The sequence below is a fragment of the Streptomyces sp. NPDC088812 genome, from assembly GCF_044750285.1.
Classification (GTDB): Bacteria; Actinomycetota; Actinomycetes; order Streptomycetales; family Streptomycetaceae; genus Streptomyces.
This window is the reverse complement of sequence record NZ_JBIVJP010000022.1, coordinates 101,659-113,671: the sequence shown is the minus strand read 5'-3', so window position 1 is coordinate 113,671 and position 12,013 is coordinate 101,659. Positions and strand designations below refer to the sequence as shown.

Below are 12,013 nucleotides of genomic sequence, written 5' to 3'. Positions count from 1 at the left end.
CCTCAGCACCCGGCCACAGCTCCGCAACCACCCGCCCCTCAGCACCCGGCCACAGCTCCGCAACCACCCGCCCCTCAGCACCCGGCCACAGCTCCGCAACCACCCGCCCCTCAGCACCCGGCCACAGCTCCGCAGCCGCCCGCCCCGGCCCCCCGGGCCGCGTTCCGTGCCGCCCGCACGCTCGGCGGGCGTTGCCCACCGGGAGCGGGCGCACCAGCGTCGAGGCATGCCGAGCGGACGATCTCCCGGAAGCGGAAGGGCACTTGGGCCACGGGACGCCCATCCCCTCCCCGCCGCCCCACCCGGCCGCCCCCCGCGGAAACCGCGTCCGCGCGCCGCCGCACACCCGCCGCCGCCCATCTTCCGGACGGCGAACCGTACCGGCATGTCCGGGAAAGCGGAATGTGCCGATAAAGGCCCGACTCGCTTTCCGTGGCGTAACTCTACGTAATACCGACGCAATACAAGACGACGGCCGGAAACCGCGCGAAGGGTGTGCCGACGCCACTTCCGACGCCACGTGAGTCGCCTGCGGCAACACCATCACGTCATCACCAAATCGCCGGACACTGCTGAAATCTCAAGCGGGCCATCTGCGGGTTCTCACCATGCGGACAGGGCGAACCAGTCGGAATTCCACGCATCCACCCACCGAGTACCGCTCTGCATTACGTCGTGTCATAACAAGAGAGTCACAGCATGAGCCAGACCCTCCTCCACCTTCCCCGCGCACGCCTAGAGTCACCGCCAGTCACCGCGCCATCGGATTCGAAGTCATTCGGCCCAGCGCTCGACTCGGCGCGTTCCAGGGGGGACCGCCGTGTTAGGGAAAGGACCTGATTCGTGCGTCAACGTTCGATCATCGCCATCACCGCCGCACTCGCGGCGGGATCGCTGACACTCACAGCCTGTGGGTCGCGGGACGACAGCAACAGCAGCAACGGCGACAAGACCACTGTGGTGATCGGCGTCGACGCCCCGCTCACCGGTGACCTCTCGGCCCTCGGCCTCGGCATCCAGAACTCCGCCGACCTCGCCGTCAAGACCGCCAACAAGGAAGAGTACGTCGACGGCATCGAGTTCAAGCTCGAACCCCTCGACGACCAGGCCCAGCCCTCCGTCGGCCAGCAGAACGCCCAGAAGTTCATCAGCGACAAGGACGTCCTCGGCGTCGTCGGCCCCCTGAACTCCAGCGTCTCCCAGCAGATGCAGAAACCGTTCAACGACGCCGGCCTCACCCAGGTCTCCCCCGCCAACACCGGCACCGAACTCACCCAGGGCGACGGCTGGAAGACCGGCAACTCCGTCCGCCAGTTCGACACCTTCTTCCGCACCGCCACCACCGACGAGATCCAGGGCGCCTTCGCCGCCGAGTACCTCTACTCCAAGGCCGGCATCAAGAAGGTCTACCTGATCGACGACCAGAAGACCTACGGCGCCGGACTCGCCGCCTCTTTCAAGACCAACTACACCAAACTCGGCGGCCAGATCGTCGGCACCGACCACATCAACCCCGACGACCGCGACTTCAACGCCGTCGTCGCCAAGATCAAGAAGACCGGCGCCCAAGCCCTCTACTACGGCGGCGAATACCCCGCCGCCGCCCCCCTGAGCCAGCAACTCAAGGACAGCGGCCAGAACATCCCCCTCATGGGCGGCGACGGCATCTACTCCGGCGAATTCCCCAAGCTCAACAAGAAGGCCGAAGGCGACCTCGCCACCTCCGTCGGCAAGCCCGTCGAACAGCTCCCCTCGGCCAAGGAATTCATCGCCAACTACAAGAACGCCGGCTACAAGGACGCCTACGAGGCCTACGGCGGCCTCACCTACGACGCCACCTGGGCCATCATCGAAGCCGTCAAGCTCGCCGTCGAGGGCAACGACGGCAAACTCCCCTCCGACGGCCGCAAGGCAGTCCTCGACGCCATGTCCAAGGTCAAGTTCGACGGCGTCACCGGCACCATCTCCTTCGACGAGTTCGGCGACACCACCAACACCCTCATGACCGCCTACAAGGTCAAGAGCAACGCCTGGACCCCCGAATACAGCGCCTCCCCCACGGTCGGCTGAGCGAGGCCGGACCCCAAGCACTCACCGACCCACACATTGATCCAGGCCACGCGGGAGCGCCCACCAGCGCTCCCGCGCGGCGCCGTATCCGAACCACTCCACGGAGGCCCTGCGGTGCACGAACTGCCGCAACAGCTGGCCAATGGACTCATCCTCGGCGCGATGTACGGTCTCATCGCGATCGGCTACACGATGGTCTACGGCATCGTTCAGCTCATCAACTTCGCCCACGGCGAGATCTTCATGGTCGGGGGCTTCGGCGCCCTCACCGTCTGGCTCGTCCTCCCCGACGGCTTCGCCCTCGGCGCCGCGGTACCCCTCATGATCCTCGGCGGCATCCTCGTCTCCGTCGCCGTCGCCACCGCCGCCGAACGCTTCGCCTACCGGCCCCTGCGCACCGCACCCCGCCTGGCCCCCCTCATCACCGCCATCGGCCTGTCCATCGTCCTCCAGCAGGTCGTCTGGATGTGGTACCCCGACGCCAAGAAGGACCACCCCTTCCCCCAGTTCGACGGCGGCCCCATCGACGTCCTCGGCGCCCACATCCAACGCGGCGACCTCTTCGTCCTCATCGCCGCCCCCCTCTGCATGACCGCCCTCGGCCTCTTCGTCAGCAAAACCCGCTCCGGACGCGGCATGCAGGCCACCGCCCAGGACCCCGACACCGCCAAACTCATGGGCATCAACACCGACCGCATCATCGTCATGGCCTTCGCCATCGGCGCCGCCTTCGCCGCCATCGCCGCCGTCGCCTACGGCCTCAAGAACGGCCAGGTCGGCTTCCGCATGGGCTTCCTCATGGGCCTCAAGGCCTTCACCGCAGCCGTCCTCGGCGGCATCGGCAACATCTACGGCGCCATGCTCGGCGGCCTCGTCCTCGGCGTCGCCGAATCCCTCGCCACCGGCTACATCGGCGACATCCCCGGCATGGACCTCTTCGGCGGCGGCGCCTGGAAGGACGTATGGGCCTTCAGCCTGCTCATCCTCGTCCTCCTTCTCCGGCCCCAAGGCCTCCTCGGCGAACGCGTCGCGGATCGGGCGTGATACCCATGACAACCAACATCCCCACCCAGAAGACCACCGGCACCACCACCCCGCCCACCACCGAGGCGACCCCCCTCATCCCCCTCCCGCCGACCGCGGCCCGCGCCATCACCCTGGCCGGCTCCGCCGTCGCCCTCGCCGGCACCTTCCTCGCCTGGACCTGGACCGAGGAGTTCCCCGGCAACCTCACCGTCACCGGATACCCCGGCGGCCTCCAGGTCCTCACCCTCACCGGCGCCCTCCTCACCCTCCTCTTCACCCTCGCCGGATGGGGGCCGACCGGCGTCAAGGGCCTGCGCTGGCTCACCCCCGGCGGCACCAACAGCCCCGTCCGCCTCCTCGCCCTCGGCGTCCTCGGCACCACCGGCTACGCCATGGGCGCCATCGCCCAGGAACTCGGCGGCCTCGTCAACCTCGAACCCGGCGCCTGGGTCTCCGGCACCGGCGCCCTCATCGCCGCCGCGGGCGCCCTCGGCCTCCCCGCCGACCGGCCCCACGACGCCTCCGACACCCAGCCCACCCTCTGGGCCCGCCTCCGGCACTCCCTCACCGCCCCCGAGCCCCGCCGCGCGACACCGCTCCCCGCCTGGACGGAGATCCTCGTCATCGCCGCGGGCTTCGGCACCGGCCTCTACGTCTTCGCCTACGGCATCGGCACCGAGTACTCCGAACTGTTCATCGGCTTCCTCATCACCACCGCCTTCGCCTTCACCGCCCTCAACCGCGCGGGCCTCCTCCAACGACTCTCCGCGCTCACCGCCAAACACCGCAACGTCACCCTCACCGCAGCCTTCGTGGCCGCGATCTGCTTCCCCTTCACCCAGACCAACGACCAGTTCGCCCTCATCGGCGCCAACATCCTCATCTTCGCCACGGTCGCCCTCGGCCTCAACGTCGTCGTCGGCCTCGCCGGCCTCCTCGACCTCGGCTACGTCGCCTTCCTCGGCGTCGGCGCCTACGCGGCCGCCCTCGTCTCCGGCTCCCCCCAGTCGACCATCGGCGTCCACTTCCCCTTCTGGGCCGCCGTCCTCACCGGCGCGCTCGCCTCACTCGTCTTCGGCGTGGTGATCGGCGCCCCCACCCTCCGACTGCGCGGCGACTACCTCGCCATCGTCACCCTCGGCTTCGGTGAGATCTTCCGCATCACCATGAACAACCTGAACGGCAACAGCGGACCCGACGTCACCAACGGCTCCAACGGCATCCCCAACATCCCCGACCTGGAAGTCCTCGGATTCAACCTGGGCCTGCCGCACGACGTCCTCGGCCACGAGCTGACCCGCTCCGGCAACTACTACCTGCTGATGCTGCTGTTCACCGCCATCGTCGTCCTGGTCTTCCGCCGCTCCGCCGAGTCCCGCATCGGCCGCGCCTGGGTCGCCATCCGCGAGGACGAGACCGCCGCCACCGCCATGGGCATCAACAGCTTCCGCCTCAAGCTGCTCGCCTTCGCCCTCGGCGCCTCCCTCGCCGGCCTCGCCGGCACCGTCCAGGCACACGTCTCCTACAGCGTCACCCCCGAGCAGTACCAGTTCGCCGGCTCGGTCCCGCCGAACTCGGCCTTCCTGCTCGCCGCCGTCATCCTCGGCGGCATGGGCACCATCAGCGGTCCACTGATCGGCGCCGCCCTGCTCTACCTCATCCCGGCCAAGCTCCAGTTCATGGCCGAATACCAGCTGCTCCTCTTCGGCATCGCGCTGATGCTCCTCATGCGCTTCCGCCCCGAAGGCCTGGTCGCCGACCGCAGGAAGCAGCTCGAATTCCACGAGACCGGACACCTCGACGTACCGGAGGACACGTCGCTGCCCGAGAGCGCGACCGGCGTCACCAAGGCAGGGGCGTGACCGCCATGACCACCACCACGACCGCATCCACCAGCACCACGGTCCTCGACGCCGGCGGCGTCACCATGCGCTTCGGCGGCCTCACCGCCGTCCGCGGCGTCGACCTCACCGTCGGCACCGGCGAGATCGTCGGACTCATCGGCCCCAACGGCGCCGGCAAGACGACCTTCTTCAACTGCCTCACCGGCCTCTACGTACCGACCGAGGGCACGGTCTCCTACAAGGGCACCGTCCTGCCCCCCAAACCCCACCTGGTCACCCAGGCCGGCATCGCCCGCACCTTCCAGAACATCCGCCTCTTCGCCAACATGACCGTTCTGGAAAACGTACTGGTCGGACGGCACACCCGGACCAAAGAAGGCCTCTGGTCCGCACTGCTGCGACTGCCCGGCTTCCGGAAGGCCGAACAGGAATCCCGCGAGCGCGCCATGGAACTCCTGGAGTTCACCGGCCTCGCCGCCAAGGCCGACCACCTCGCCCGCAACCTCCCCTACGGCGAGCAGCGCAAGCTGGAGATCGCCCGCGCGCTGGCCAGCGAACCCGGACTGCTCCTCCTCGACGAGCCGACCGCCGGCATGAACCCGCAGGAGACCCGCGCCGCCGAGGAACTCATCTTCGCGATCCGCGACCAGGGCATCGCCGTCCTCGTCATCGAGCACGACATCCGGTTCATCATGAACCTCTGCGACCGCGTCGCCGTGCTCGTCCAGGGCGAGAAGATCGTCGAAGGCCCCGCCGAGGTCGTCCAGGCCGACGAACGCGTCATCGCCGCCTACCTCGGCACCCCCTTCGAGGGCGCACCCGGCACGGAGGAAGCCGCCGAGGTCGAGGCGGCCGAGGCGCACAGCACCACAGAAGGGGACGACAAGTGACCGCACTGCTGGAGGTCGAGGACCTCAGGGTCGCCTACGGCAAGATCGAAGCCGTCAAGGGCATCTCGTTCACCGTGAACGCCGGCGAGGTCGTCACCCTCATCGGCACCAACGGCGCCGGCAAGACCACGACCCTGCGGACACTCTCCGGACTGCTCCAACCGGTCTCCGGCGAGATCAGGTTCGACGGCACGTCACTGAAGAAGGTCCCCGCACACAAGGTCGTCTCCCTGGGCCTCGCCCACTCCCCCGAGGGCCGGCACATCTTCCCCCGGATGACCATCGAGGACAACCTCCGCCTCGGCGCCTACCTGCGCACCGACAAAGAGGGCATCGAAAAGGACATCCAACGCGCCTACGACCTCTTCGCCATCCTCGGAGAGCGCCGCAAGCAGGCCGCGGGCACCCTCTCCGGCGGTGAGCAGCAGATGCTCGCCATGGGACGGGCGCTGATGTCCCGGCCGAAGCTGCTGATGCTCGACGAGCCCTCCATGGGCCTCTCGCCGATCATGATGCAGAAGATCATGGCGACCATCCGGGAACTGAAGTCCCAGGGCACCACCATCCTGCTCATCGAGCAGAACGCCCAAGCCGCCCTCTCGCTCGCCGACCACGGGCACGTCATGGAGGTCGGCAAGATCGTCCTCTCCGGCAGCGGTCAGGACCTCCTCCACGACGAATCCGTCCGCAAGGCCTACCTCGGCGAAGACTGAACCACCACCGCCACCACACCGACACGACGAGGCCCGCACCCCCCGGAGAGGGGCGCGGGCCTCGTCACAGTCCTGGCGGACGCCTCGCTCAGCCCTTGGACGCCTTCTTCTCCTCCGCGTCCTGAATGACCGCCTCCGCCACCTGCTGCATCGACATCCGCCGGTCCATCGACGTCTTCTGGATCCAGCGGAACGCAGCCGGCTCCGACAGCCCGTACTCCGTCTGCAGGACCGACTTCGCCCGGTCCACCAGCTTCCGCGTCTCCAGCCGCTGGGTGAGGTCCGCGACCTCCTTCTCCAGCTCCTTCAACTCCGTGAACCGCGAGACGGCCATCTCGATCGCCGGCACCACGTCACTCTTGCTGAACGGCTTCACCAGGTACGCCATCGCGCCCGCGTCCCGTGCCCGCTCCACCAGGTCACGCTGCGAGAACGCGGTCAGCATCAGCACCGGCGCGATCCCCTCCTCCGCGATCTTCTCCGCCGCGGAGATACCGTCCATCTTCGGCATCTTCACGTCCAGGATCACCAGATCCGGCTGGTGCTCGCGGGCGAGCTCGACCGCCTGCTCGCCGTCACCGGCCTCACCGACGACGCTGTAGCCCTCCTCCTCCAGCATCTCTTTGAGGTCGAGCCGGATCAGGGCCTCGTCCTCGGCGATGACGACACGGGTCGTCAGCGGAGGCACGTGCGACTTGTCGTCGTCGGGCGCGTCTACGGGCTGGGGCGACTCGGGGGCGGTCACGGGGGCTCCTTGTCAGGGCAGGGGTACTGCTGACAAGAGCCTACCCAGCTGCGGTAAGGTGGGGGCACGGCGGGTGACCGCTTACCTTTCTTTTGAAGGGGGCCCCGGTAGCCCAGCGGCAGAGGCCATGGATTCAAAACCCATTCAGCGTCGGTTCGAATCCGACCCGGGGCACTTTTCCTTGGATTCCAAGGATTCCACCGTGAAGCGGATGTTCCCGTGCTGGTGAACATCCGCCTTTTGCTGCACGGCCCCACATTCCCTGTCGCAGAGTGCCAGCATGGAAACGCACAGTCCTTCGATTCGCGCACAGGCTGTCAGCCTCATGCGCCAGGGCATCCCCAATCGCATCGTCGCGGAGCGCCTCAATGTTCCGCGAGGAACCGTCGGCTGGTGGCGCAGCGAGGACCGCAAAGCACGCGGCGAGACGTACGAGAAGCCGACAGATTGCCCTCGGTGTACAGGGCGCCCGTTCGACGTGGCGGCGTACGCATACCTGCTGGGGCTGTACCTCGGCGATGGCCACATCGTCTCCAAGCGCAAGCAGCATCACCTGTCCGTCTTCTGCAACGAGACTCAGACCGGGCTGATCGCTGCGGCGGCGGAGGCTATGCACAGGGTGATGCCGCAGCCGAAGGTCGGCCAGCGCCACAAAACCGGCTGCGTCGAGGTCAAGTCCTACACGAAGCACTGGGCCTGTATGTTCCCCCAGCACGGCCCCGGCAAGAAACACGAGCGTGTGATCGCCCTCGAACCTTGGCAGCAGGCCATCGTCGATGCCCACCCCTGGGAATTCATCCGCGGCCTCATCCATTCAGACGGCTGCCGTCTCACCAACTGGACGACCCGTGTCGTCAAGGGCGAGCGCAAGCGCTACGAATATCCCCGGTACTTCTTCACCAATGTCTCCGACGACATTCGGCGCCTCTACACGGACACCTTGGACTCGCTGGGCGTCGAGTGGACGCACTGCACGCGGAACGGCAACCCGTACAACATCTCCGTCGCCAAGAAGGCCTCTGTCGCCCTCCTCGACGCCCACGTGGGTCCCAAATACTGACCCCTCCTACCTGTCGTCCTCCCCGATGTGGTGGACGCGGACCAGGTTCGTCGAGCCGGAGACGCCGGGGGGTGAGCCGGCGGTGATGACCACCACGTCTCCCTTCCGGCACCGTCCGTACCTCAGCAGCAGTTCGTCCACCTGGTCGACCATGGCGTCGGTGGAGTCGGCGTGGGGGCCCAGGAAGGTCTCCACGCCCCAGGTGGCGCTGAGCTGGGAGCGGGTCGCGGGTTCCGGGGTGAAGGCGAGGAGGGGGATGGGTGAGCGGTAGCGGGAGAGGCGGCGGGCGGTGTCGCCCGACTGGGTGAAGGCGACGAGGAACTTCGCGCCGAGGAAGTCGCCGATCTCGGCCGCGGCGCGGGCGACGGCGCCGCCCTGGGTGCGGGGTTTGTCGTGTTCGGTGAGCGGGGGGAGGCCCTTGGCGAGGATGTCCTCCTCGGCGGCTTCGACGATCTTGGCCATGGTGCGGACGGTCTGGACGGCGTACTTGCCGACGCTGGTCTCGCCGGAGAGCATCACGGCGTCGGTGCCGTCGATGACGGCGTTGGCGACGTCGCTGGCCTCGGCGCGGGTGGGACGGGAGTTCTCGATCATGGAGTCGAGCATCTGGGTGGCGACGATCACGGGTTTGGCGTTGCGCCGGGCGAGTTTGATGGCTCGCTTCTGGACGATGGGGACTTGTTCGAGGGGCATTTCGACGCCGAGGTCGCCGCGGGCGACCATGATGCCGTCGAAGGCGGCGACGATGTCGTCGATGTTCTCGACCGCCTGGGGTTTCTCGACTTTGGCGATGACGGGGAGGCGTCGGCCTTCTTCGTCCATGATGCGGTGGACGTCGACGATGTCCTTGCCGTTCCTGACGAAGGAGAGGGCGACGACGTCGAAGCCGGTGCGCAGGGCCCAGCGGAGGTCGTCCTCGTCCTTTTTGGAGAGGGCGGGGACGGATACGGCCACTCCGGGGAGGTTGAGTCCCTTGTGGTCGGAGATGATGCCGCCTTCGATGACGCGGGTGCGGACGCGGGGGCCGTCGACGGCGGTGACTTCGAGGCTGACTCTGCCGTCGTCGACGAGGATGCGTTCGCCCGGGGTGACGTCGGTGGCGAGGCCGGCGTGGGTGGTGCCGCAGGTGTGGCGGTCGCCTTGGACGCCTTCTTCCACGGTGATGGTGAAGGTGTCCCCGCGTTCGAGGAGTACGGGTCCTTCGGTGAAGCGGCCGAGGCGGATCTTGGGGCCTTGGAGGTCGGCGAGGAGACCGACGCTGCGGCCGGTTTCGTCGGAGGCCTTGCGGACGTGCCGGTAGCGCTCCTCGTGTTCGGCGTGGGTGCCGTGGCTGAGGTTGAAGCGGGCGACGTCCATTCCGGCTTCGACCAGGGCCTTTATCTGGTCGTACCGATGGGTGGCGGGGCCCAGTGTGCAGACGATTTTCGCTCGGCGCATGGGTCGAGCGTAGGGCTTACCGTCGGGTAGGGAATTGGTGGGGCGTGTCTGCTCAACGTCCTTTCGGTGAAGGCTTGTTGACGGGTGGTGCATTGTGCGGCCGAGTGCTCCGATGAGCACGTCGGGAGGCTTTTCGATGGGGCCGTCGGGGTGAATTCACGGGCGGGGCGGGCTCCGGCCGGGGCGGGGTGGCCATACGTCCGGCTCTGGTGATGTTTCCCCTGGTTCGGCCTGGTTCGGGGAGTGGGTGGCTCACAGGCGGGGTCACCAGATCGAAACCTGCGGGGTCTGTTGCCGTTCGTCGTGGGCGGGTCAGAATCTACGCGCGTTTGTCTACGCGCGTTCGTCTACGCGGGTTGTCTACGCGCGTCATTGGCCGTTCCTCGAGGAGCACAGCATGCCGTTGAACCGTCGTACGTTCCTTCAGAAGTCCGCCGCGACCGGGGCGGGGGTGGCGGTCGCGGGGGCGGCCGCGGCGCCGGCGGCCCAGGCGGCGGAGTCCGGTGGGCAGGGGAGGTCGGGGAAGCCGGCGAAGCGGTACTCGCTGACGGTGATGGGGACGACCGATCTGCACGGGCACGTCTTCAACTGGGACTACTTCAAGGACGCCGAGTACACGGACGCGCAGGGCAACGCGCAGGGTCTGGCGCGTGTTTCGACCCTGGTGGACCAGATCCGCGAGGAGAGGGGCCGGGAGAACACGCTGCTGCTGGACGCGGGCGACACGATCCAGGGGACGCCGCTGACGTACTACTACGCGAAGGTGGATCCGATCACCGCGGAAGGTGGTCCGGTGCATCCGATGGCGCAGGCGATGAACGCGATCGGGTACGACGCGGTGGCGTTGGGCAATCACGAGTTCAATTACGGGATCGAGACGCTGCGGAAGTTCGAGGAGCAGTGTGATTTCCCGTTGCTGGGGGCGAATGCGCTGGACGCGAAGACGCTGAAGCCTGCGTTTCCTCCGTACTTCATCAAGAAGTTCGCGGTGAAGGGTGCTCCGCCGGTGAAGGTGGCGGTGCTGGGGCTGACGAATCCGGGGATCGCGATCTGGGACAAGGCGTACGTGCAGGGGAAGCTGACGTTCCCGGGCCTGGAGGAGCAGGCGGCGAAGTGGGTGCCGAAGCTGCGGTCGATGGGTGCGGACGTGGTGGTGGTGTCGGCGCATTCGGGTGCGTCGGGTACGTCGTCGTACGGTGACCAGTTGCCGTACGTGGAGAATTCGGCGGCGTTGATGGCGCAGCAGGTGCCGGGGATCGACGCGGTTCTGGTGGGTCATGCGCATGTGGAGATCGCGGAGCTGAAGGTCACGAACGAGCAGACGGGGAAGACGGTGGTGCTGTCGGAGCCGTTGGCGTACGCGGAGCGGTTGTCGTTGTTCGACATCGAGTTGGTGTTCGCGAAGGGGCGGTGGACGGTCGATTCGGTGGCGGCGTCGGTGCGGAACGCGAACACGGTGGCGGATGACCCGAGGATCACGAAGCTGCTGTCGGACGAGCACGCGCAGGTCGTGGCGTACGTCAATCAGGTGGTCGGTTCGGCGACGGAGACGTTGACGACGGTGGAGGCGCGGTACAAGGACGCTCCGATCATCGATCTGATCACCAAGGTGCAGGAGGATGTGGTGAAGGCGGCGCTGGTGGGGACGTCGTACGCGTCGCTGCCGGTGATCGCGCAGGCGTCGCCGTTCTCGCGGACGTCCGAGATCCCGGCGGGCGAGGTGACGATCCGGGATCTGTCGAGTCTGTACGTGTACGACAACACGTTGGTGGCGAAGGTGATGACGGGTGCGCAGGTGCGGGCGTACCTGGAGTATTCGGCGGAGTATTTCGTGCAGACGGCGGCGGACGCGGTGGTCGACGTGGAGAAGCTGACGAACGCGAACAGCCGTCCGGACTACAACTACGACTATGTGTCGGGGCTGGCGTACGAGATCGACATCGCGCAGGCGCCGGGGTCGCGGATCAAGAACCTGACGTACGGGGGCGCGGCTCTGGACGACGCCCAGGAGTTCGTGTTCGCGGTGAACAACTACCGGGCGAACGGCGGTGGCGCGTTCCCGCACGTGGCGTCCGCGACCGAGGTGTGGTCGGAGTCGACGGAGATCCGGACGCGGATCGCGGAGTGGGTGACGGCGAAGGGTGTGCTGGATCCGGCGGACTTCGCGTCGGTGGACTGGAAGCTGACGCGGAACGGTACGCCGGTGTTCTAGTGGGTGTGCCGGGTCG

At 67.5% G+C, this 12,013-nt stretch carries 9 protein-coding genes and 1 tRNA gene; 8 read left to right on the top strand and 2 right to left on the bottom strand.

From position 1 onward, the window contains the following. Window positions 1–843: 843 nt before the first annotated feature. From ACIP67_RS32655 to ACIP67_RS32635, 5 genes are all read left to right on the top strand, one after another. Entirely contained in the window at window positions 844–2,070 is a 1,227-nt protein-coding gene (locus tag ACIP67_RS32655) for a branched-chain amino acid ABC transporter substrate-binding protein (RefSeq protein WP_401696610.1), read from the top strand. A gap of 114 nt (window positions 2,071–2,184) precedes the next feature. Then, window positions 2,185–3,114 (top strand): branched-chain amino acid ABC transporter permease, encoded by a 930-nt coding sequence (locus tag ACIP67_RS32650; protein WP_401696609.1) that lies wholly within the window; start codon window positions 2,185–2,187, stop codon window positions 3,112–3,114. A 5-nt stretch (window positions 3,115–3,119) separates the two neighbouring features. Beyond that, the gene (locus ACIP67_RS32645; RefSeq protein ID WP_401696607.1) at window positions 3,120–4,958 is read left to right on the top strand and encodes a branched-chain amino acid ABC transporter permease; all 1,839 of its coding nucleotides are present in this window, start codon (window positions 3,120–3,122) and stop codon (window positions 4,956–4,958) included. 5 nt (window positions 4,959–4,963) lie between these two features. Then, window positions 4,964–5,830, top strand: coding sequence for an ABC transporter ATP-binding protein (locus ACIP67_RS32640; protein ID WP_401696605.1), 867 nt, complete (start codon window positions 4,964–4,966; stop codon window positions 5,828–5,830). After that, window positions 5,827–6,543 (top strand): ABC transporter ATP-binding protein, encoded by a 717-nt coding sequence (locus ACIP67_RS32635; RefSeq protein WP_401696603.1) that lies wholly within the window; start codon window positions 5,827–5,829, stop codon window positions 6,541–6,543. The genes ACIP67_RS32640 and ACIP67_RS32635 overlap by 4 nt, the downstream gene beginning before the upstream one ends. Before the next feature lie 88 nt (window positions 6,544–6,631). Here ACIP67_RS32635 and ACIP67_RS32630 read toward each other — a convergent pair whose 3' ends face one another. After that, window positions 6,632–7,288: an ANTAR domain-containing response regulator gene (locus ACIP67_RS32630; RefSeq protein ID WP_401696601.1), complete on the bottom strand. Its 657-nt coding sequence runs from the start codon at window positions 7,286–7,288 to the stop codon at window positions 6,632–6,634. 101 nt (window positions 7,289–7,389) lie between these two features. On the opposite strand from ACIP67_RS32630, the gene ACIP67_RS32625 reads away from it, so the two are divergent. Together ACIP67_RS32625 and ACIP67_RS32620 are read left to right on the top strand one after the other, a co-directional pair. After that, window positions 7,390–7,462, top strand: a tRNA-Leu gene (locus tag ACIP67_RS32625). Between the two features lie 106 nt (window positions 7,463–7,568). Beyond that, window positions 7,569–8,348 carry a helix-turn-helix domain-containing protein gene (locus ACIP67_RS32620; protein ID WP_401696599.1) on the top strand — a complete coding sequence of 260 codons (780 nt, stop codon included), beginning with the start codon at window positions 7,569–7,571 and terminating at the stop codon, window positions 8,346–8,348. 6 nt (window positions 8,349–8,354) lie between these two features. Here ACIP67_RS32620 and pyk read toward each other — a convergent pair whose 3' ends face one another. Then, window positions 8,355–9,785 (bottom strand): pyruvate kinase, encoded by a 1,431-nt coding sequence (pyk, locus tag ACIP67_RS32615; protein ID WP_401696598.1) that lies wholly within the window; start codon window positions 9,783–9,785, stop codon window positions 8,355–8,357. Window positions 9,786–10,182: 397 nt separating this feature from the next. Between pyk and ACIP67_RS32610 the strand changes: the two genes are divergently transcribed. After that, on the top strand, window positions 10,183–11,997 hold the full coding sequence (locus tag ACIP67_RS32610) for a bifunctional metallophosphatase/5'-nucleotidase (RefSeq protein WP_401696701.1): 1,815 nt from the start codon (window positions 10,183–10,185) through the stop codon (window positions 11,995–11,997). Window positions 11,998–12,013 lie beyond the last annotated feature (16 nt).